20 protein-coding genes and 2 pseudogenes are annotated in these 21,900 nt (G+C 60.5%); 14 read left to right on the top strand and 8 right to left on the bottom strand.

What is annotated here, in order from left to right; all coding sequences use genetic code 11:
* Positions 1-46: 46 nt before the first annotated feature.
* The 3 genes from E9536_RS34230 to E9536_RS34240 all read left to right on the top strand — a co-directional run bounded on the left by E9536_RS34230 (position 47) and on the right by E9536_RS34240 (position 1,859).
* Complete coding sequence (locus tag E9536_RS34230) at positions 47-274, top strand: DUF2945 domain-containing protein (RefSeq protein ID WP_011548546.1); 228 nt, start codon at positions 47-49, stop codon at positions 272-274.
* Complete coding sequence (locus E9536_RS34235) at positions 271-846, top strand: DUF488 domain-containing protein (RefSeq protein ID WP_011548547.1); 576 nt, start codon at positions 271-273, stop codon at positions 844-846. The genes E9536_RS34230 and E9536_RS34235 overlap by 4 nt, the downstream gene beginning before the upstream one ends.
* A 275-nt stretch (positions 847-1,121) precedes the next feature.
* Positions 1,122-1,859, top strand: coding sequence for a sulfite exporter TauE/SafE family protein (locus E9536_RS34240; protein ID WP_011548548.1), 738 nt, complete (start codon positions 1,122-1,124; stop codon positions 1,857-1,859).
* 206 nt (positions 1,860-2,065) lie between these two features.
* Here E9536_RS34240 and E9536_RS42700 read toward each other — a convergent pair.
* Positions 2,066-2,164: pseudogene (locus tag E9536_RS42700) on the bottom strand (protein NrnU); the annotation flags it as partial.
* A gap of 65 nt (positions 2,165-2,229) precedes the next feature.
* Between E9536_RS42700 and E9536_RS34250 the strand changes: the two are divergent.
* Positions 2,230-3,397 (top strand): annotated as a pseudogene (locus E9536_RS34250) (IS3 family transposase).
* Positions 3,394-3,555 (top strand): AraC family transcriptional regulator, encoded by a 162-nt coding sequence (locus E9536_RS34255; protein WP_200094992.1) that lies wholly within the window; start codon positions 3,394-3,396, stop codon positions 3,553-3,555. Before E9536_RS34250 ends, E9536_RS34255 begins: the two are co-directional and overlap by 4 nt.
* Positions 3,556-3,786: 231 nt before the next feature.
* Here E9536_RS34255 and E9536_RS34260 read toward each other — a convergent pair whose 3' ends face one another.
* From E9536_RS34260 to E9536_RS34270, 3 genes are all read right to left on the bottom strand, one after another.
* The gene (locus E9536_RS34260; protein WP_011548551.1) at positions 3,787-4,860 is read right to left on the bottom strand and encodes a porin; all 1,074 of its coding nucleotides are present in this window, start codon (positions 4,858-4,860) and stop codon (positions 3,787-3,789) included.
* Between the two features lie 190 nt (positions 4,861-5,050).
* The gene (locus tag E9536_RS34265) at positions 5,051-6,493 is read right to left on the bottom strand and encodes an MFS transporter (RefSeq protein WP_136472269.1); all 1,443 of its coding nucleotides are present in this window, start codon (positions 6,491-6,493) and stop codon (positions 5,051-5,053) included.
* Between the two features lie 236 nt (positions 6,494-6,729).
* Entirely contained in the window at positions 6,730-7,653 is a 924-nt protein-coding gene (locus E9536_RS34270) for a dihydrodipicolinate synthase family protein (RefSeq protein ID WP_011548553.1), read from the bottom strand.
* A 181-nt stretch (positions 7,654-7,834) separates the two neighbouring features.
* Between E9536_RS34270 and E9536_RS34275 the strand changes: the two genes are divergently transcribed.
* The gene (locus E9536_RS34275; RefSeq protein ID WP_011548554.1) at positions 7,835-8,779 is read left to right on the top strand and encodes a LysR family transcriptional regulator; all 945 of its coding nucleotides are present in this window, start codon (positions 7,835-7,837) and stop codon (positions 8,777-8,779) included.
* Between the two features lie 137 nt (positions 8,780-8,916).
* Positions 8,917-9,174 carry a DUF4148 domain-containing protein gene (locus E9536_RS34280; RefSeq protein WP_011548555.1) on the top strand — a complete coding sequence of 86 codons (258 nt, stop codon included), beginning with the start codon at positions 8,917-8,919 and terminating at the stop codon, positions 9,172-9,174.
* A gap of 367 nt (positions 9,175-9,541) precedes the next feature.
* On the opposite strand, the gene E9536_RS34285 is transcribed toward E9536_RS34280, so the two are convergent.
* Both E9536_RS34285 and E9536_RS34290 read right to left on the bottom strand, forming a co-directional pair.
* Positions 9,542-10,249, bottom strand: coding sequence for a pirin family protein (locus E9536_RS34285; RefSeq protein ID WP_011548556.1), 708 nt, complete (start codon positions 10,247-10,249; stop codon positions 9,542-9,544).
* An 83-nt stretch (positions 10,250-10,332) separates the two neighbouring features.
* Positions 10,333-11,097 (bottom strand): SDR family oxidoreductase, encoded by a 765-nt coding sequence (locus E9536_RS34290; RefSeq protein WP_011548557.1) that lies wholly within the window; start codon positions 11,095-11,097, stop codon positions 10,333-10,335.
* A gap of 137 nt (positions 11,098-11,234) precedes the next feature.
* On the opposite strand from E9536_RS34290, the gene E9536_RS34295 reads away from it, so the two are divergent.
* The 3 genes from E9536_RS34295 (at position 11,235) to E9536_RS34305 (ending at position 13,718) form a co-directional block, all read left to right on the top strand.
* Positions 11,235-12,152 (top strand): LysR family transcriptional regulator, encoded by a 918-nt coding sequence (locus E9536_RS34295; protein ID WP_011548558.1) that lies wholly within the window; start codon positions 11,235-11,237, stop codon positions 12,150-12,152.
* Positions 12,153-12,314: 162 nt separating this feature from the next.
* Positions 12,315-13,280 (top strand): alpha/beta hydrolase, encoded by a 966-nt coding sequence (locus tag E9536_RS34300; protein WP_011548559.1) that lies wholly within the window; start codon positions 12,315-12,317, stop codon positions 13,278-13,280.
* Between the two features lie 33 nt (positions 13,281-13,313).
* Complete coding sequence (locus E9536_RS34305; protein WP_011548560.1) at positions 13,314-13,718, top strand: nuclear transport factor 2 family protein; 405 nt, start codon at positions 13,314-13,316, stop codon at positions 13,716-13,718.
* A 283-nt stretch (positions 13,719-14,001) separates the two neighbouring features.
* Here E9536_RS34305 and E9536_RS34310 read toward each other — a convergent pair whose 3' ends face one another.
* Entirely contained in the window at positions 14,002-15,012 is a 1,011-nt protein-coding gene (locus E9536_RS34310; protein WP_172535134.1) for an AraC family transcriptional regulator, read from the bottom strand.
* Between the two features lie 216 nt (positions 15,013-15,228).
* Between E9536_RS34310 and E9536_RS34315 the strand changes: the two genes are divergently transcribed.
* From E9536_RS34315 to E9536_RS34330, 4 genes are all read left to right on the top strand, one after another.
* Positions 15,229-15,438 carry a hypothetical protein gene (locus tag E9536_RS34315; RefSeq protein WP_124920132.1) on the top strand — a complete coding sequence of 70 codons (210 nt, stop codon included), beginning with the start codon at positions 15,229-15,231 and terminating at the stop codon, positions 15,436-15,438.
* Positions 15,435-16,241, top strand: coding sequence for an SDR family NAD(P)-dependent oxidoreductase (locus E9536_RS34320; RefSeq protein WP_011548562.1), 807 nt, complete (start codon positions 15,435-15,437; stop codon positions 16,239-16,241). The genes E9536_RS34315 and E9536_RS34320 overlap by 4 nt, the downstream gene beginning before the upstream one ends.
* 79 nt (positions 16,242-16,320) lie before the next feature.
* Positions 16,321-16,617: a YciI family protein gene (locus E9536_RS34325; protein ID WP_011548563.1), complete on the top strand. Its 297-nt coding sequence runs from the start codon at positions 16,321-16,323 to the stop codon at positions 16,615-16,617.
* A 24-nt stretch (positions 16,618-16,641) separates the two neighbouring features.
* Positions 16,642-17,163, top strand: a complete 522-nt coding sequence (locus E9536_RS34330) for an SDR family NAD(P)-dependent oxidoreductase (protein WP_247873546.1) — start codon at positions 16,642-16,644, stop codon at positions 17,161-17,163.
* A gap of 1,128 nt (positions 17,164-18,291) precedes the next feature.
* Here E9536_RS34330 and E9536_RS34345 read toward each other — a convergent pair.
* Positions 18,292-21,900 carry an SIR2 family protein gene (locus E9536_RS34345; RefSeq protein ID WP_124919378.1) on the bottom strand — a complete coding sequence of 1,203 codons (3,609 nt, stop codon included), beginning with the start codon at positions 21,898-21,900 and terminating at the stop codon, positions 18,292-18,294.

The raw sequence follows: 21,900 nt of genomic DNA on the forward strand, positions 1-21,900 counted from the left end.
CGCTTGCGGCCGTATCGCAAGAGCATCACCACGAGGAGGCTCACGCATGACGACGCCGTTCGAACCGGGCGACCATGTCCGCTGGAATTCCGAAGCCGGTTACGTGACCGGCACGATCATCGCGGTGCACACGCAGGATTTCGACTACAAGGGCCATCGTCATCGCGCGTCGCCCGACGATCCCCAATACGAAATCAAAAGCGATCGCACCGACCACATCGCCGCGCATCGCGGCCGCGTGCTCGAACGCGTCGCCGGCAAGGAGCGCACGTGACGCTCCCGTTCTACACGATCGGCCATTCGAACCGCACGCTCGACGAACTCGTCGCGATGCTGCGGGCCGTCGACATCACGCTGCTCGTCGATATCCGCAAGATGACGCGCTCGCGCACCAACCCGCAGTTCAACGAGGCAACGCTGCCCGACGCGCTGGCCGCTGCCGACATCGGCTACGAGCACATCGCCGAGCTCGGCGGGCTGCGCGGCAAGTCGCGCGACGTGCCCGACGCACTCAACGGCTTCTGGACGAACCGCAGCTTCCATCGGTACGCCGACTACGCGCTGTCGCCGGAATTCCGCGCCGGCCTCGCGCGGCTGATCGCGCTCGGGGAGCAGCAGCGCTGCGCGCTCATGTGTTCGGAGGCCGTCTGGTGGCGCTGTCACCGGCGTATCGTGTCCGACTACCTGCTCGCGCGCGGCGAGACGGTGCTGCACATCATGGGCCTGAATCGTGTGGAGCCGGCGCGCATCACGGCCGGCGCGACGGTCCGCGATGACGGTGCGATCGTCTATCCGGACGCCGACGGCGATACGCAGGAAGATGCCGCGGCGCAATCGAACGAATGACCGGGCGTCGGCGCTGCCCGCGCCGGCTGGTTGACGCCGTTGGTTGACGCCGTTGGGTGACGCCGTTGGGTGACGCGGTTGGTTGATGCGACGGGTTGACACGACCGGTTGACGCAGCCGGCCGATGCGCCGCCGCACGGCGGCCGCCCGTGCGCGTCTGAAACGGAGCGCACGCACCGCCTTTGCGCGGACGCGATCCTGCATTACCATCGGGCCACCTTCGCGCTCGCGCTCGCCGCCGGCGCGCCCTGCCACGCTACCCTTCCTGCGCACCGATGCTCGTCCTCATCATCCTCGCCGGCCTGTGGGCCGGTCTCCAGAATGCCCTCGCGGGTGGCGGTTCATTCGTCACGCTACCGGCGCTGATCGTATCGGGGATGTCGCCGCTCGCGGCCAACATCACGTCGACGGTCGCGCTGTTTCCCGGCCAGGTCACGACCGGCTGGGCAAGCCGCAAGATGGTCCGCGGCGCAGGCACGCTGTCGTTTCGCGCGCTGTTCGTGATCAGCGTGATCGGCGGCGCGCTCGGCGGGCTGCTGCTGCTCAAAACGCCGTCGTCGATCTTCTCGCAGCTGGTGCCGTGGCTCGTGCTGTTCGCAACCGTCGTGTTCGCATGGGGCAGCTTCTTCCGCAAGCCGACCGAGGCCGCGCAGCATCTCGGCCCGATGGCGGCCGGGATCTCGCAGTTCCTGATCGCGATCTACGGCGGCTATTTCGGCGGCGGCATCGGCTTCCTGATGATGGCCGCGCTCACGATGGCCGGCCTGTCGCCGCGTCACGCGATGTCGACCAAGAACGCTCTCGCGGGCGTGATGAACGCGTCGGCGGTCCTGCTGTTCGTCACCTCGCCGCAATTGCACTGGGGCGCGGCGCTTGCGCTCGGCAGCGGCGCGATCGTCGGCGGCCTGCTCGGCGCATGGGCGCTGCACCGCGTGAACGAGCGCGTGCTGCGGATCGCGATCGTCTGTATCGGCGCGGCACTGACGGTCGGGCTGTTCGTCAGGCCGATCTGACGCGCGCGCCGCGAGCGTCGTCGCTATGCGCTCGCGTCGATGCGCGGGCGAACTCGCCAGCCGCCGCGCGATCGTGCCCGCCGTCGGTCAATGCTGCCGCCGATCTGCAATGCGTCGGCCGGTAGGCCGGGCGATGCCTGCCGCTCGCGCGCCGGGCCGCGGCCGATCAGCGTGACGCGGTCGCCGAGCCTGCGTACGCGGAACGTTCAACCGGACGGCCGCACGCCGATCAACGGGTCGTGCAGGAACAGCGCAAACACCGCCCACCCGACGACGCCGGCCGCGATCGCCGACACATCGCCCGACTGTAGTGGTCTAATGAATCCGGACACTGATTTAGGCGAGAATGGTCGCCATGAAGAGGTGTCTGATGAGCAAGCAACGACGTACGTTTTCCCCGGAGTTCAAACAGCAAGCCGCCTGTCTGGTGCTCGACCAGGGTTATAGCCATATGGAAGCAAGCCGCTCGGTCGGCGTCGGCGAGACGGTGCTGCGCCGCTGGGTGCAGCAACTTCAGATGGAACGCCAGGGCGTCACGCCGCAGGGCAAGGCAATCACGCCGGATCAACAGCGTATTCAGGAACTCGAGGCGCGTATCGAACGCCTCGAGCGTGAGAAGGCCATTTTAAAAAAGGCTACCGCGCTCTTGATGTCGGAAGGCATCGAACGTACGAAGTAATTGATCAGATTGGCGCAAGCGAATCGGTCGAGCTGATCTGCGCGGTATTCGACGTGTCGCGGTCCTGCCTGTATGCACACCGAGGGCGAGCCCGACGCGTTGATACCGAGCGCATGGTACTGCGTAGCCGGGTACACGAGCTGTTCATCGAGAGTCGAAGCTCTGCTGGCAGTCGCAGCATCATGGGCATGATGCGCGAGGAAGGTACGGCGATTGGACGCTTCAAGGTCAGCCGCTTGATGGAAGAACTCGGGTTGATCTGCAAGCAGCCGGGTCGCCATGCCTACAAGCAGGCCACGGTCGAGCGGATCGATATCCCGAACCATCTCAATCGCGAATTCGAGGTTGGTACGCCGAATCAGGTGTGGTGTGGTGTGGTGACATCACGTATGTCTGGGCGCAGGGACGTTGGCATTATCTGGCCGTAGTACTCGACCTGTTCACGCGTCGGGTTGTTGGCTGGGCGTTCTCGACACGCCCTGATGCCGATCTGGTCGTGCAGGCGTTGGAGATGGCCTATGAGCAACGTGGTCGACCGCAAGGCTTGCTGTTTCACTCGGATCAAGGCGGCCAATATGCAAGCCGGAAATTCCGTCAGCGCCTCTGGCGCTATCGGATACAGCAGAGCATGAGCCGTCGAGGAAATTGTTGGGATAACTCCCCGATGGAGAGGCTGTTCCGCAGCTTCAAGACCGAATGGCTACCGTCAGTGGGCTACATGTCGGCGCAGGAGGCACACCGGGACATCAGCCACTACCTGATGCACCGGTACAACTGGATACGGCCGCATCAGTTCAATGACGGACTGGCGCCGGCGGTTGCGGAAGAAAAACTTAACGCAGTGTCCGGGATTAGTTGACCACTACACACTACCTCGTCAATTCATCAATGTCCGGCGCAGAAATTTCCTTCCTGCTGGGTTTCGAAGATCCCAACTCCTTCGCGCGGGCATTTCAGGCATGGACCGGAAAAACCCCGCAAGCGGTGCGCTCGGCGCTCAGGCAAGACGGCCCCTGAATCCCTTCGCATGAGGTGCCTGGGTTCTGGCACTTGTCGCTGCTGGCGTCCACGTCGCTGTCACGGACTACCGAGCGGATGTCAGCGTTTCCCCTCTCGAATCAGCAGCTTAGCACCAGACTCGGCGGAATTTGCGAATCCCGAACGCCCCTCGTATATGACCGGCCCGTAACCGACCTCGCCGCCGAGCTTTTCAGAGACAGGAAGTGACGACAAAAGGGTGAACGCTTTCTAGAACGTGTGCCGAATGCCGACGGCAAAGGTGTTGCCGATGGGATGATCGCTCAGCTTGTCGATAGAGTAAATTGCGTAAATGTCCGTCCGCTTGGACAGCAGATGGTCGTAACCGAGTGCGGCAGTATTGCGAAGGCTGTTGGTCGTATGCGTAGGACCGGACCGTTGCGTACGCGCCCACTCAGCAAGCAGGAAATCGGCCGGTGTGAACGGGATCGAAAAACCCGCCTCGTACGTGTGGCTGCCTGTCGGCGTACTCACGTCACTTGTCATCGCCCACGCGCCATAAAGTGTCACGAGCTTGAAGTCATAGGCCGCGCCCGCGAGGTAGGCGTATTGTGCGCCCACTGGCCCCGCTGCGGTGTAGCGTACGCGCTGGCCGGACACCACTGCCGTGAGACCGTGACCTTGATAATTCAAATGCGCGCCGAGATTGCCGACGCCGGGCGACCCCGCAACGCCACCCAGGCCATAGATCACGGTTGCGCCGAAACCTTTGAAGTCCGGTGTTGTGTACTTGGCGGTGTTGTTCCACACCGTATCGCCAATGATCGTGCCACCATAGTTGGTCACGAACGTCTGGAGGACGAGAGGCGAAAAGACAGTCGACGAACTGAACGGGTTGATGAGGGATTCGGCCGTATAGGTCGGATTTCTTTGGCGCCCGAAGGTCAACTGACCGAAGTCGCCTTGAAAGCCCACGTACGCATTGCGTGAAAAGAACGGGTCTGTGGCATTGCGGCCCTGCGCGCCGTTTTGAGGCTGGAAGAAGCTCTCCAGAGCGAAGATGGCGCTGACACCGCCGCCCAGATCTTCCTTGCCGCGGATTCCCCAGAATGATGTGGTCAATCCGCCGCTGCCTATGAGTACCGTGGATTGAGGCGTATCGCTACGTTTGACACTGCCGACATAGGTGCCGACGATCCCATACAGCTGGACTTGCGAACCACTATCTGCGCGGGCGCCGACAGAGGTCAATGCGAGGCCGGCGCTGAGCATCGCTGCTACGCCAAGTGTGCCAGCGACTTTCCGCATCGAAGCGCGGGCCATGACCCGTTGTGCCTTTTTCATTTCCGTTGTCTCCATTCGTTTTGTTATATGCGATCTTTGCCGCACGACATCCGATAAGGACTACAAACAGAGTCGTGGAACGTTGTCGCTATCTGTGAACCTGTCGCGCTGAAATTATCGGTGTTTCGAACCAGGACGCTCCTTCCCCTTGACTCACATCAGGAGAAGGAGCGGCAAGGGATGCGAGCGGTTACGGGGAGATCTCTTCGAGAGCGCGATTGGTGGTCTCCACCATTCGCGAAGCTACAAAGAAACCCACAGCGCTGACCACCGCAAAAAGGATGAATACCGCCGCGATGCCCTTCCCTGTCAATACGACGCCCACGATCGCAGGCGCGGCAGCAGAAGCGGCCCGCAGCCAGGACGTCGCGAGGCCAGTACCAATCGCGCGCATCCGGGTCGGATAGATTTCAGGTGTGTACAGGTACAGCAGTACGGTTGTGGTTGCCATCACTGCGTATGCGGAAGATCCCAAGAACATCACTGACCAGGCACTACCTGCTCCATGAATACCCAGAGCGGCGAGCAGGATCCCGCTGATGATGAAGCAGGCCATTGCCCAGCGGCGGCGCCCGACACGATCGATCAGCAACGCGCAGGCAAGCACCCCGCACGTACTCAGGACGTTCGAGATGGACGCCATGTGAAGCGACTCTTGCAGCGGCAGATGGTAGACCGTCTTGTAGAGGCTGGGCAGCCAGTTGTTGATGCCGTTCGCGACAAAATATGAGGTCGCCCAAAGTAACCACACTACGATGGTGCGCCCGCGGTAGAACGGCGAAAAAAGTTCCTTCCACGATCCCGTCTGCTTCGACTGCAGGCCGTTCAGCAGGCCGACCACGCGCTCATCAACTTCGGCCTTCTGCGTTTTCGTATCAAGGTTTCGCTTGGGCGTGCTGGCCTCCAGTCGCTCGATGATTCCTTCCGCCTTATCGAAGCGCCCCTTTGAAATGAGCCAGCGCGGCGATTCCGGGAGTCGTGCGATCAGGAAGGCGACAATTATGCCCGGGATGCCCCCCACGAGGAACATGTACTCCCAACCGAAGCGGGGGACGATGAACGCCCCCAGTTGCGCGGCTGCGAGCAAACCCAGCGGGAAAATGAGTTCGTACAAAATAAAGAAACGTCCCCGGCCGTGCGCTTGCGACAGCTCGTTGATGTACGTGGCCGCGACGGGCACTTCTCCTCCCACGCCGATGCCTTGCAGAAAGCGCATTAGGAACAGCATATGGAAGCTGCCGGTGAATGCGCAGACGATGCTCATGGCCGACATCACGCCCACAGTCACCGTCGCACTCGGTACGCGACCGATGCGCTCAGCGAGCCAGCCGAACACCAACGCGCCTACGACCTGGCCGAGATAGCCGGCGGCGATCAGCACGCCGATCTGGCCGGCCGAGAGATGCCAGAGGCCAATCAATACGGGCAGTACGAAGGCAAGCGATAGGGCGTCGAATGCGTCAAAGAAGGTCGCGCTGCCCATGATGATACGGGCCTTGGTGTGCCACCGGCAGAACGGTACGTTCTCGATTCGGAACAGCAGGTTCGCCGCACGCAACTGCTCGCTCGTGGTGCGCGTTGCGCTCTCGGATTGACCAACACCGACGCTGTAGGCGGTCAAAGGGGTGTTCATGCTGTCTCCTGAAAAGCTGCATTTTATGGGCCCTCGGACTTCGTCTTTTTTAAGCACCGTCGCGCTTCTGTCTTGTAGTGTCGCGATGTTGGAGCTTGTTTGGTCGTTTCCCGATCCTGTTATGGGCGACGTGCGAAACGAGCGTTCGTGCGTCGCCGTGACGGCTTAACGCGGATAGCGAAGCGGGGGCAGCGCTTCGCTATCGTCATAACGGCTATGAATGCGCCGCTTCCGCGTCAGTCGACGAGGCCTGCCGAACGCAGTGCGTCGGCGATTTCAACGTCCGCGCCTTCCGCGAGCGGCAGCAGCGGCGAGCGCACCGTCGCGTGCTCGAGAATCCCGCGAGCCACGAGGCCGTGCTTGAGTGCCACGGTGCCTTCCATGTGCGAGCCACGGTGGTACACATTGCGCGTGACGGGCAGCAGACGATCGTGGATCGCGCGTGCGGCCGCGTAGTCTTTCGCCTTACCGGCCTTGATCAGCTCGATGAGCGGCTCGGGGGCCAGGCCGCCGTAGCCGACCAGTGCACCGTCAACGTCGAACATCGTGTGCAGCAGATACTCGTCGTGGCAGGTCAGGATTTGCAGTTCCGGACGCTCGCGACGGATGATGGGGATTTCAACATCCCAGCGACGCATGTTGCGCACGCCGTTTTTCATCGCGAACACGCCCGGCTGTGCGGCGATTTCGAGTTGCGTTTCGAGGTTGTACGTCGCCTTGGTGGCATCCGGGTACTGGAACAGGATCAGCGGCAGGCCGCTGCCTTCGTAGATGGCGCGGTAGCGGTCCTGCGGCGCACCCTTCTGGTAGCCGAAGCGCAACCAGCCGTGCGACGGATACACCAGACCAGCCGACGCGCCGGCCTCGACCGCGCGCTTCGCTTCGTCGACGGCGACTTGCGTACCTTCGAGCGTGATACCGGCGATGACCGGAATCTTGCCGTCGACGGACTTAACGAAGCTTTCGATGACCTGAGCCTGTTCTTTCTGCGTCATGAACGTGCCTTCGCCAGCGTGGCCGAGCACCGTCAGACCTTTCACGCCTTCAATGCTGCCGAGCCAGGAGCCCAGACGTTGAATTGCTGCATGGTCCACCGCGCCGTCGCGGGTGAAAGGGGTAACGGGTGCCGGGACCAGACCGCGCAGATCGATTGCTTTCATGACGTCTCCAAATGTGAGCTTTTCCGCTCCTCTTTCGTAGAGGAGAGCCCGCTGCTCGTTTCGCTTCAAGCTGGAACAACGGTGCATGCGTTGCAGTGTAGGGATGGACGCCTCATGCGAGAACTGCCTAGCAGCACATTTCAGATATACTGATTTGACATATCTGATTGGAGGCCGGAAAGTGGACTACGCGGCTTGGAAGCTTTTCATCGACGCGGCGGAACTCGGGAGCTTGAGCAAGGCGGCCGTTGCCTACGGAACCAGCCAGCCACATATCAGCCGCCAGATCGTTGAACTGGAGCAATACTGCGGCGGCCGCCTGTTCCAACGGACGGGGCGCGGCGTGGTATTGACCGATTTGGGGGCGCGGATTGCCCCGCGCGTCAGGACATGGCTGGCCAGCACGGAACAGTTATCCAACGACATTCGCAGTTCGGCCGGAGAGCCGATCGGCGTGGTCCGACTCGGAATCTTGCCCTCCACCGCTCATCCGCTGGTCAGCACGCTCTACCATCGCCTTCGAGAACGTTATCCCCTAGTGCAGTTACAGGTGCGCGAGGGTCAGGGGGCTTTGTTGGATACGTGGTTGGAAAACGGCAGTGTTGACCTCGCCATCCTCTTTCGAAATAGCCCGACGCCGAAAGACGGTGACGAGTATTTGGTTGAGGCGGCGACTTACCTGGTCGGCGCGGAAGGCGACCCTTTGACCAAGCACCCTACTATTGCTTTTTCAAAGCTCGACGGGATTCCGCTGGTCTTTTTCTGCCGCCCCAATAGCTGGCGCGACCGGCTCGAACAAATTGCCGGTGAACATCAGGTCTCCCTGAATTTTGCGGCAGAAGCCGACTCGTTGAGTCTGCAGGGCCACATCGTGGCCGATGGCGGCATCTATGGGTTGCTCGGACCTTACGCGATTGCCACTCTTGAAAAAGAATGCCGGTTGCAGGCGTCAATGGTGGTTGAGCCGTCCGTGCCGCGCTTCATTGCGCTGGCCATGTCGCCCCACGGCGAACTGACGCTGGCGTGCCGCACGGTGAAGCAGCTCACCAAGGAGATCGCGCGGTCGCGCGCCCTCTCCTCGGACCTGCGACTGGGCGTGTCCGCTGCCTTTCTGCGGTCCATCTGAAAGCTGTACGCGCGCAACAGTGTGCTTTTCGCAATGTAGTATTGTCAGAATAAGGGTAAATACCTAGCTTTAGGCGCATATACTTCGAGACTTCTAGCAGTACTTCAGTTGAACCGACGCCCAAAATTACGTATGTGATGAAACAGATTATCGTGACGGCTGGCCTCGCCCTGCTCGCCTCGGCTCCCCTTACGTCGTTCGCCCAGAGCGACATGCCGCTCTCGCGCGCACAAGTACGCGCCGAACTTGCGAACCTCGAACAAGCCGGCTACAACCCGCTTTCCGTTGATGTGGACTACCCGGCGGGGCTCCAAAAGGCTGAAGCGCGATTGCAGGCTGAGCAAACGTCATCGCAGCGTCAGGCCGCGATTCAATCCGGCGCACAGCAGCACTGATTTTTGCCGTTCTTTGGACGAAGAGCCGGCACGCCTCGTTTCGGCTGGCCGAATTCGGCCAGGGGCAGAATCATGATCTCTCGCACGGGGTGTCGGCCACAGATGCAGCGACGCTTCCCGGAGACGAACCGTCGTTCGAACGTCACGATGCCGGCGGCCGCGAGCGTCCCTTCCTGGCCGAACGCGGCCGGCCACCGCCCTACAACGCGCGACCGGCGCAGATCGACCCATCTCCGCCATAGGCAGCGTCAGTATCACAGTCTGCAGTTCGCTCCCCAAACAGCCACCCAACTCTCACGGACGCGTTTTCTCGAAGTCGGAAACAGCAATGAATGGGGCTGCGGCACGCCCTAATGGAGCCCTTGTCCTAGCGCAAGAGCTCAACAATCACGACATCAGTGTCGTCTCGCGCCCTCAATACGAGCCGCGCTTCATCTCGAACGGCAATGCCATCGCGTCGCGTCAGCCTGATCGGCCCTATGTCCAGTCGCCCATGATCCGCAACCAAATAAGCCGAACCGGGCATCGGCAAAACGTGCTGCATTGCCGCGCCTTCGCGCAGCGTCGCGATACGCACCCGCGCGTCGGCATGGAGGGGCAAAGCACCCGTGCGGACATCCTCCGGATCGCCGCTCGCCAGTGTGACGAATCGGCCCTCTCGACATCCTGGCGAACAGACCCGCGTCGAGCAGCGCGGCGTACCGGCCGGTGTGCGCGGACGGAGCCAGATCTGAAACTGCCGCGCGGGTATGTTTTCCTCGTTGCGCTCGGCATGATGGATCGCCGTGCCGGCACTCATCACGTGGACGCAGTTGGCAACCAGGCGCGCGCGATTGCCCGCATCGTCTTCGTGGGTGATGGCCCCCGAACGTACCCACGTGACGATCTCGACGTCGCGGTGAACACGAAGCCCGAGGCCCGCGTGCTGCGCGAATTCGATGTCGTTCCACATATGGAGCGGACCGAGCGGCGCATGGTCGGCGTGCCCGACGTCGCCCGCGCGGAAATGTTGGCGGACATCAACGCCGTCGCGCCGGATTGCGTCAAGCGAAGGAAAAGGCCGATGTTCAATCATGACGATGCTCGATTCGAGTGCGCCGGGCGTGGATCGCGATCGTCGAAGACCGCGTCCACCACACCCCGCGTGCTCAACCTGGCTCAGATCTGTTGCTGGCCGCCGTCGACGAACAATTCGATACCGTTCACGAAGCTCGCGTCGTCCGAGGCCAGGAACAGCGCCGCGCCGGCGATCTCTTCCGGTTCACCGAGGCGCCCCATCGGAATCAGGGAAGCCAGGTAATCGGCAAGCCCTTGCCGTTGCGTGGCGTCGTCACCGGCGAGGTCGAGCAGGCCCGGCGTGCGAGTCGCGCCCGGGCTGATCGTGTTCACGCGGACGCGGCGCTCCTTGAGGTCGAGAATCCAGCTGCGTGCAAAGGCACGCACCGCCGCTTTCGAAGCCGAATACACGCTGAACGCCGCGGTGCCTGCGCTACCTGCCGTCGAGCCGGTGAGAATCACCGATGCGCCCTCGGCAAGCAGCGGCAGCGCTTTTTGCACCGTGAACAGCACGCCCTTCACGTTGCGGTCGAAGGTGTCGTCGTAGTGCGCTTCGGTGATGTTGCCAAGCGGCAGCATCGAGCCGCCGCCGGCGTTCACGAACAGGACGTCGAGGCGCCCCTGTTCTTCCTTGATTTGCGCATACAGCGCGTCGAGTTCATCGAGCTGGGTGGAATCCGAACGGACGCCGGTCGCGTTGCCGCCGGCTTCGCGAATGCCTTTCACGGCGGCATCGAGTTCTACCTGTCGGCGGCCCGTGAGATAGACGTGCGCGCCTTCCGCCGCGAAACGTTGCGCGGTGGCGAGACCGATGCCGCTGGTTGCGCCGGTGACGAGTGCGATCTTGTTGTCGAGTTTGCGTGCCATGGTATTGCTCCTTTCGATGGTCGGTGGATGTTTGCGTCGCAGCGGCTTGCTGCGATGTGAGGAGAATATCGACGGCCTTATCTTTTCGAAATAGAATTGATCGCAATTTAACGTTGCATAAATGAAAAGATAAGGACATGGCTCAACTACCCGATTTCGAGGGGCTCGCGATGTTCGCGAAGGTGGCCGAGCACGGATCATTTGCAGCCGCAGCGCGCGCGACCGGCGTGTCGGTCGCCACGGTCTCGCGCGGCGTGGCCCGCCTGGAGGACCGGCTGGGTGCGCGGCTTTTCAATCGCACGTCGCGCCAGCTCTCGCTCACCGAGTTCGGCCGGACGATCAGCGAGAAAGCCGGCGAGATCTATCACCAGGCCGAGGAAGCGGAAAGCTCGGCGCGCGAAATGTCGGTGCAGCCACGCGGGCTGGTGCGGCTGGCCGTGCCGATGTCATATGGGCTGCGTTGGGTTGCGCCGCTGCTACCCGGCTTCTTTCGCGCGTATCCGGAGGTGTCAATCGACCTGCATCTATCGGATGCGTCGGTCGATCTGGTCGCCGATGGGTTCGACGCCGCCCTGCGTATCGCCGCGCTTCCGGATTCATCCCTGGTCGCGCGGCGGCTGTGCGCGGTGACGCAATTCGTGGTGGCGTCGCCAGAATATCTGAGACGTGAAGGACGACCCACGCATCCGCGCGAGCTGGTGGATCGCCCCTGTCTCTCATATGCGTACCGTGCGCGTAGCGCTGTATGGCGCTTCACGAACGACGCAGGCGAGGAGGAGCCGGTGATGCCGACGGGCCCGCTGCGCGTGACGAACTCCGATGCGCTGTTGCCCACGCTGCTCGATGGCCTTGCAATCGCCGAGCTGCCTGAATTCATCGCGGGCGAGTATTTGGCCGATGGCCGTCTTGAAGCGATCCTCACCGACTGGTCGCTGACGAAGGGTGGTCTTTACTTCGTTACGCCGTCGGCGCGCGCGCGGCCCGCGAAAGTCGCGGCGCTGTCGGATTACTTTGCCGAGCACCTTTCCGAGCCAACATGGCGGTGGCCGAAATGATCCATCGGCGCAGTTGATCAGCCGGCGTCCATCGTTGCATTCATGCAATGATGGATTTCAAACGATTCTATTTCGCAAATATTGTCCGATCCGTATTCTCCTTTCCACCGGCTGCACGACATCACGTCGCAAGCCACTGGACCAAGCAAAAGGAGAATCACGATGAATACGCAAGCCACACCGAACACGCCCGATACCGCGACGGTTACCTTCCTCGATGCGCTGAACAGTGCCACCGGCCCAGCAATCGAGACGCTCACGCCCGCCGAAGCGCGCGAAGTCTTGGCAGGCGCCCAGCGCAGCGTGCCGGTCGACGTCTCGGGCATTGACGTCACGCGCCGCACGGTCGAGCAGGACGGCCTGGTCGTGTCGCTTGTCGTCGTCAAGCCGCAGGATTCGCGCGGTGTGCTGCCCGTGTTCATGTTCTTCCACGGCGGTGGCTGGATTCTCGGCGACTACCCGACGCATGAGCGTCTCGTGCGGGATCTTGTTGTCCAGTCGGGCTCGGCGGCGGTGTTCGTCGAATACACGCCTTCGCCCGAAGCGCGCTATCCGGTCGCGATCAACGAAGCCTACGCCGCGACGAAGTGGGTTGCCGCACATGGCGCGGAGATCGGCGTCGATGGTGCGCGGCTGGCCGTCGTGGGCAACAGCGTGGGCGGCAACATGGCCGCGGTCGTCAGCCAGATGGCGAAGGACCGTCAAGGCCCGGCAATCCGCTTCCAGGGCCTCATGTGGCCGGTGGCCGACCACGCGTTCGACAATGCCTCGTACGACGCCTTTGCAAATGGCTACTTCCTGAGCCGCGACATGATGAAGTGGTTCTGGAATGCCTACACGATCGACGAAGGTGAGCGCAACGAACGCTACGCGTCGCCGCTGCGCGCGTCACTCGACGAATTGAAGGGCTTGCCGCCCGCGCTCATCCAGACGGCGCAGTTCGACGTGCTGCGCGACGAAGGCGAAGCATATGGATATCGGCTCGACCAGGCGGGCAACGACGTGACGACGATCCAGTACAAAGGCACGATCCACGACTTCGGCCTACTCAACGTGCTTGCTGCGGACGCACCGACGCGCGCAGCGATGCAGCAGATGGCGACTGCGTTGAAGACGCATCTGCAATGAATCGCATCCTTTAACGCCTTTATCGAGCCGATCATGAACGACGCTAAACAACTGCTTTCCGCTTATCTCGAATCGATTCGTGACCCACGTGCGGCCGCTGCACTGTTTGCCGACGATGGCGTGCTGGAGCTCCCTTATCTGAAGTCGCTTGGCATTGACGGGCGAGCACAGGGGCCAAAAGCGATCGAAGGCTTCATCGCCTCGCTGCTCGCGAAAGTACCGGATTTTTCGTTCAGAAATGTGCGGCTGCTGATCGAAACGCCTGAGCAGGTATTCGCCGAATATGAAGTCGAAGCGCTCGTGCCATCGACGGGGAAAATCTATCGACAGATGTACGCAGGGCGGCTGGTGGCGAACAACGGCAAAATCCTGCTCTTGCGCGAAGCACTGGATACAATGGCTGCGGCACGCGCATTCTCGACGGCGCAGGCCATTTGAAGAGATGACGATGAAAGGCCGCTTGATCAATCGAAGCGGCCTGCCGCTGTTTCATCCCGACTGGTCGCTTCTGGCCGGTTTCCGCCCAACACGGTCGGCTGTAGCCGACCCTGAAGCGACAGTCGCCGGTCCAGAGAGCGGTCATTCAACGTGCGCATCGATGAACGGGCGGATGCTTCGAACGCCTTCTTCGGCGAGGCAAGCCGATGTATCCCGGCGCATCGTCGCGCGCACAAATTTCGCCCGAGATCGAAATCCCGATGAGTCAGTTGGCGCTTAGCTACTACACCCCGGCTGTATCCGCATTCGACTCGCTATTGCTAACACCAATCTCCGTTCGTACCTTGTGCGGCGTTTTGCCAGTCCATGAGTGGAACGCGCGAGCAAAGGAATTGGAATCGTCGAATCCCAGTAGAAAGGAGATCTCGGCGCTAGACATCGTAGTGTTGCCAAGATAGTGATAGGCCAACGATTCACGCAAAGTGTCCAGCGTTTGCTGGAACGAGGTTCCCTCATCTTGAAGCCTGCGCTGCAACGTGCGGACGCTGACCGCAAGTTTTCGACTGATCACTTGCATGGACACCTCTCCTGCCGGGAGCGTCTCCAGCAGGGTACTGCGCACTCTTTCCGCCATACTGGCCGTCCTATCCAAATCCGCTAGTCTCTGACGTAGCGATGGCTCGAAGAACTGCCACATTTTGTGGTTTTCGGTCAGGAATGGCCGCTCGATATCCTCAGCAGCGAATACAACGGTGGCTAAGGGCGCATCTGTCACTGGCACGCCGAAATATGCTTGGTAGGCGGCCACGCTGTCATTCGATTCGCCCGTCGCCAACGGCCAACTCACTCGTAATGGGCGTACCGGACTTCGTGTCGCCAAGCGTGCTAGTTGCACGAAAAAGACCAGCTTGAAAGTGAGAAATACATCGGGTGGCGGCAGGGTGTGATCCAAGAAGTCGATGGAAACTGTGGTGTGCTCGATCGCTCGATCGATCCGAATGATCATGGGCGCTATCAGTCTGACGTACTTCGCGATTCGGTCGAGTGCTCCGCCCATATTTGAACTACATAGCGCGGCGAAAAGCTCGGGATCGAACCAGTCCGACGACATCACCTTTGCGATTTGCAGCGCTGCCGGTACGTCCGCGTTGATTGTCGCTGCCTCGGCCTCAATGGCCTTCCACAACATGAAGAAACTGGTCGGATCGAGGCGAACGTTCTGACGCGAAAACAGATCCCCCGGTAGCTGCGCACGGCGCAAAACCGGCGAAGCTGCAATGCCTGCATCCTGCATCAACAAGCGCCATCCGGGCCAAATGGCATAGTCCGTCGGATGGCCATGCCGACCGCTCGGGGGATAGTTACTTTTCGTATTCATCGCATGAGTCTATCCCGCAGATCGCGCCATCACAATAGCAAAACCCGCCACTTGGGACCGCGTAAATATTGGCGTGTTCGGCGAGTCTGTTGGCGTGATCGGCTAGTGTCCATGGCGCGATCGGCAGGCAGAATGGCAGCAACCGTCGAGGATCGTCAGAATTGGTTTGCACCTCGAATCGCGCGTCATGCCGTTGCCGAGCCAGCATGGCCATCCACTCTAGCCAGCCTCGCCGAGTCGTTCTTGAAGGAGGCCGGCAATGACGAACTCGGATCCATCTACATCAACAATTTTTCGCAAGCCTTCATAGGCCATTTCGAATACCGGGAGCTGGAGAGATGAAGAAGACAATTTTGATTACTGGGGCATCGTCGGGCTTTGGTTTGATGCTGGCGAACAAACTCCACAAGGACGGCTTCAACGTGATCGGCACCAGTCGTCAGCCGGAAAAATACGCGCGGAACGTGCCCTTCAAGTTGCTGCGCCTTGATATCGACGACGACACTTCTATCGAGTCGTTCACGCATGAGCTTTTCACCTATACGAAGCAACTTGACGTTCTCGTCAACAATGCGGGCTACATGGTGACGGGTATCGCTGAAGAGACACCGCTTGAAGTCGGGCGGCAGCAGTTCGAAACGAACTTCTGGGGAACGGTCAAGGTCACGAACGCCTTGCTCCCCTTCTTTCGCAAGCAAAAGAGCGGGCAGATCATCACCGTCAGTTCCATCGTTGGCTTGATCGGCCCGCCGAATCTGTCCTATTACTCGGCTTCGAAGCATGCGGTCGAAGGTTATTTCAAAGCCCTGCGTTTCGAGCTGAACCAGTTCAACATCAAAGTCAGCGTGGTCGAGCCGGTGTGGTTCAAAACCAACCTTGGACAAAATTCGGTTTCGTCTACAGGTGGCAATATCCCCGACTACGACGCTTACCGCAAACAGGTTCGTGCCGCCACGCAAAAAGGTATCGATGAGGCCGAGGCGCCTGATGCGGTTGTGCACACCATCACGAAAATGATCGGCACGAAAGAACCGAAGTTCAGCAATCCGGTTGGCAAGATGACGGGGATGATTCTTTTCCTGCAAAGCTATGCGCCCAAGATGTTCGAAAGCTCGATTCTCAAGAGCGTCAGGACCGCCGGATAAGCACGCCGGAGGCGAGTAGAACGAACCGAACCGTCAAGCTAGAACGGTTATGGTTCAGAATATTCAATAAGGAGTATTGATGAAATATTACCTGTGCAAGTTCATTCCTCCGCGACCCGACTTTCTCGCGACAATGTCGGACGACGAGTTGAAGTTGATGAAGCGACATGGCGCCTTTCTCGATGAGTTGTTCGCGCAAGGCGTGATCGTGGCACACGGTCCTGTGATTGATGACACTGGTGGCTATGGTGTCTCCCTCTACCAAATTCCGGACGAGGATGACATTGCCGCTTTCACCTCACAAGATCCCATCGTGCAAAACGGCGTCGGTCACTACGAGCACTACGTCATGCTGCGTTTGACATCGCACAACTGACCCACTCTCTGTAAGGAAGTCTTCATGAAAATCCAAGGTTCTGTCGCGCTCGTTACGGGTGCCAATCGCGGACTGGGTGCAGCCTTCACCCGCGCCTTGCTTACCGCTGGCGCGGCCAAGGTCTATGCAGCAGCGCGCGAAGCGTCCACCGTCACCGCATCTGGCGTGGTGCCCGTACGGCTCGACGTGACTCGCGCCGATCAGGTCGAAGCGCTCGCCCGCGAATTGGGCGACGTCAGCTTGCTGGTGAACAACGCCGGCATCGGAGGCTCCGGCGCAGTGCTTGCACCATCATCGATCGATATGCTGCGACAGCAGTTCGAGACAAATGCCGTGGGGCCGTTACGGATGGCGCAAGCGTTCGCGCCGATCCTGGCGGCGTCTGGCAGTAGTGCCATGATCAATGTCATTTCCGCGCTCAGTTGGGCGACTCTGCCAGGCATTACCGGCAGTTACTGTAGGAGTTCACAATCAATGCTAGCCGTGCTCAACAGAGCGCTAGCAATGTTCACTAATACTGCTAGCGTAGTGTTTTGCTCAACCTAAGCGGTGGGCATCGATAACGTGATATCGCCCGCAGCGCGGCGTCGAAATTCGGAGCTCTGGCGAAAATCGATTGCGGAACAGTCTCGAGCAGGCTGTGGTGCACCCGACAGTAGTCGGCTGACGGATCGAGCCACTCCCTCTTCCACCGTGATGCAGTCTGCCCCCGGTCGCCCTACCCGGCTGCCTTGGCTCTAATGTGCTGGCGACCGGATCTGCGAGGAAACGTCGACGCAGGCGATATACGGTGGTGCAGTGAACGCCTAATAGCTGTGCTGCTCGTTCAGCCTGCTGCCGGGAAAGCACGCCGTTGCCAAGCAGTCGAAGCACGGACGCAATCTTCGCTGCTCGAGCGGCCCGCTCTTCGATCGAAGCCATATGGATCCCTATCAATCCACGCGACACGTGCAACGTGCTAGCAACGTTAGTGAACATTGGCCAAGTTTCTGTTGCAGAAACGCAACGGCCAAGCAGCCGCCAGAAAGCTTCAAAAAGTCCCTGTTCGCCGAGGCTTCTTTGAGAATTTCCGCTAGCAACGTTTCTGAACACGGCTAGCGCTAATAATGAACGCCTACAGCAGGCGTCATTTGTACCGCCTCCGCGGCGCCGAGAAGCCAGCTAGCTCAAGCTTTCTCGCCGGAGCAGTATAAGGACCTTCCGGTCGAGCAGCGGCAAACCTACGTTGCTGGAGCACTCGATACCGTCCGCTTTTTCGCGCCAACCCCGGAGTTCAACGAACTCTACAACACCTGTCTGTCCGGTAGGACCGTTGCACAGGTGACATCGGTAGTCGACGCTCGCGCGAGCCATCCCGAGCCGATAGATCAAGGTCTTATGCCATTAATCGTGAATAACTCGCTTGCAGCGGATTGCAATCGCCGCGGATTCAAGCAATAGCCGCGGGCCGGTCGTCAGCGAGATTCCGCGACCGTCGACTGCCGCACGCGGACCGCGGCAAGCCCAGACTTGGCATCGAGGACGGCGACAGCGGCCGCGTGCCCTTACGGACGAATGCCCTACGGGTCGCCCAGCATTCAATTTGTGACACCCGAATGCTGGACTGCTCCGTACAGTGCGAACCGGGCCGGACTTTACTCCCGGTTCCCGCCTCTACCCTCCGCACGCAAACTTTCATTCAAAACGTATCGCTCGGTTTTGTTCCAGCCACTGCAGTCGTCTGTCGACTTCGAGCCGGGGAGATATCGCGACGAGCTTATCGAGTATCGTTGCCAATTCCGTTGAACGGCCGCTGGCCCCCGGACCCAGTAGGATCCAAAGGAACTGCAAACAGGCATGGGCTCCAGTGCCTTCCATCGAGGACTCCTCAAGCTGCGATACTGCGTAACCACCGCCATCCAGTGGCGTTAGAAAATGGCGGATACTCAAGAATGCTTCTTCGAACACCGCTCCGGTGCCGACGCACAGCGCGGCAAGGTCGCTCGAAACTGACGCTCGCTTAAACCGCGCCTCGCGTGGCCAGACCGCATGAAAGATCGGACCGACAAAAGCGCGCCAGGTGCGCTCCGGCGAGTGCCCAATCTGCGCAACATAGATTCGCATGCACTGCGCGGCGCCGGCGAGAACGGTATGCGACGCACTGTATAGGAGGCGGCGAACCTCTTCCGTGGAAATAGGCGGCTTCCCGGTGCCCGGACTCATCCGCCAGCTAACCAGAGGATGCAGAAACCTGGAAGCAACGTGCACGGCGGAATGTCCGGTGGTCGTACCTGCCTCGATCGCCGCCTTGAACAGCGGGCGCTTGTAGGCCCGCGTCGCGGCGAACGACAGCGGGGCGCCACCCAGCAGCACCGATCGTAGCGCAATACCCTCGCTGTCATCACGGGACAGTCGTTCCCTGAGCGGTCCCAACGCAAGCCTCCAATCCGTATGTAGGATAAAGCCCGCGTTGTATGCGCACGCACCACGTCCGAACCATCCGGCCGCTGTGTCGGACCCGATTACCACCGCGAGCCGTTGACGGTCATCCCCGGCAATTGCACCATTCGCGTTGCGGTGGTCGAACCTGAGTAGCAGAAGCTCCGCGAGTCGTCCTGACGCACGATTGATCAGCCGGTCGTAAAACCTACCGGCGTCGTCTTCCGCAAGGGGTTCCTCGTGTTGTTCGCAGAGTCTCCACAATCGGTCCCACCACTGGCCCGCGCAGTATCGTTCCGAAACCTTTGTATATGCCCTGAGCAAATAGCTCAGCGCGGACAACAGGGGAGCTACAAAGTCATCTTCAGCGGCGCAAAGGCGATCAAATGCCCGGCGAACAAGGCCCATTGTGTCCGGCTTCACCTCGGTTCTCACCACCGTTAGCGTCGTGAGCGCCTCCAAAAAATCGTTCCAGAGGTCGAGGTTCTCGTTCGAGAGTGCCGCTGCATTCAGGAGCTCAAACGCCGCGGCCGGTTGTGCTGCGCAGTACGTGGACCAACTCAATCTGGACGAAAAGTCGCGATCGTTACGTAACGTCCGCGCGACGCGAAGTCTGTCATCGGGCTCGGCGTCGATCAGCGGAGCCGGGTCACCCTGTACTGAATGCACTCCGGTTGAATAGCTTCCAAATAGATCGGCTTCCTCATAATCGCCGGTGATGAAAGGGTAACGTAACGCGATAGCGTCCAGTTCTGCGAGCCCCTCAGCTGGCAACACGCCAGCAAGCCGGATCGCGGTTAGCATCAGCCAAACCCGGTAGTCTTTCGCCTGCGGACGCCAGTCGGCACCCTCGACCGGGTAGTCCTGATAAAGTGAGGGCGACTCCCTGAGAATACGCGAGACAATCTTCGCGACCGCCCCTTCTTGGGCTTCGCCGAGTCGTTCTCGCATTGCCAAAACCAGTTCCCGGTTGATATACCAGAAAGCCTTCTCCGGCAGTTCGAGAATCCCGGAAGCCGCTTCATCGGCAGTGAAAAGCGGTGTGAGCCTTAGCGCGTTGACCCACATTCGCAGACCTAGGAGGCCGGGCATACGCTTCCATGATTGCGCCAGCGAGCGAGCGTATTCCGGATCCACCGGTGTGAGTCTCGCGATGAGCGCCGAGAGTACGACGCACAAATGGACGCATCCGTCGTGATACTGGTTCTGGTCGTGCGCCTCGACGGCTGGCACATTCCCATCCAGTGCATCCCATTCGGAATTGACGATATCCAGCTCAACTGCGGCGGCGATAACATCTGACAGCGCGCCATTGCATAGCTCGGCTAGCCTGTGCTCGCGCCCCTTTACCTGAAGTACTGCGCTCACAACTCTGTCCATGTCGGACGGATCGTCGAGGGAAAGCGACACGGTAACAATATCGCGAAGCACCTTTGGCGCCTGCCGAGCACTTTCCCCGGTCGGCCACCACCGCGCCTTGAGCTCGACCTGGGGCGTGATCGCCTTGACCGCATTCCGTAAATCCTGATCGTCATGAATCGGCCCTTCCAGCGCCTGCGCGAGTCTGAAATGATGCATGATCACGTCATGACGCTTTGGCGGCATCTGCGCGAGCACCTTCCACGCCCGCGCCCACGGCTGTGGCACCTTCTGCAGCGCGAGGGCAAGGCGCACGCCGTCGGTAAATAACCGACCGAGTCTGCTTTGCCAGTGAATTGCGGTCTCGAGGCGCTTTCGCTCGGTCAGCGCTTGGAAGCACCAGTTCGCAATGATCTTCGGCGCATCATCAGGCTTCCAGAGTCCGGACGCGTTGAAATACTCGAACCACTCTGGATCCCCGACCGTCGCTGCCACCACATCCCACAAGTCGCTCTTTCCCTTGAGCAGCCATTCGGCCTCCTCGCGTTCAGTTGCGGTAACTGAAGCGAATGATCTGGCGAAAATCTTGGCTCGTTCGCGGCGTGCGAGCCGCGGTCGCTCGACCAGATCGGCCAGTTGGCCAAGATCCTCCCAAAGTGCATTGTGTGCGTTACCATCATCACGCCGCTTCCGGTAGGGGATCGGCACGACCGCGATTGTGTCCCAGCGTGCTTCCGTCTCTGCGGCGTCATGTTGGTAGGAGTCGAGCGCGTAGACCGATCGCAGATCGTCGAACCGGTCCCTGTCGCCTTCCATCAGGTTCAGAAAATATCGAACCGGCGCGTCGTTGGCGCTGTACCCAACAAGGACGAGTGTCTTGCACCGTACAAGGTCAAATAGAAAGCGTGACGCCCAACCCGACCGCATGTAGGCGTCACCGTATTCGGCGCTTGTAAGCACAAGCGGCGTAGCCTCGAGGCCTACAACAGCGTCCCGGATCCGGCCGTGCAGATGAACGATACCGTGACATCCATCCGTGCCGGGCGGAGGCAACGCCTGCCCTGCCAGACTCCAAATCTTCCCGCTCCCAATTCCTTCAACCTCATCTAGCGCGCGCTCGAAAAGACCTTCGAAGTTGGTTGTGACGAGCAGCAATCTGTTATCGCTGGCCCGCGATAGTCGAAGCAACGTCTTGTGGTGCTGCAAATCCGCTTTCGCAGAAGCGAGAATATCTGCTACCTCCTCATGAATTCGCTGCGGATTGACGAGGCGACGCGCCACGGCGCCGAGTGCCTCCTCGTATCGCCAGTGCTCGATAGCGAGCGACTCCGCTTTGGTTGGCACGACGCCGACACGTTCGTAGACCTGGGTGACGAGGCCTCCAAACGTCGGCAACTGAGGTGCGCTGACACCCGCGCCACAAAGAAGCACGACTTCGCCAGCGAGCATGCGGTCCACAAGATCGTTAGGAAACGCGGGGCCGTCGTCAGAGAATCGGAGTGTCAA

The sequence above is a fragment of the Burkholderia sp. LS-044 genome (genome assembly GCF_004803625.1).
In the GTDB taxonomy this organism is placed as follows: Bacteria; Pseudomonadota; Gammaproteobacteria; order Burkholderiales; family Burkholderiaceae; genus Burkholderia; species Burkholderia cepacia.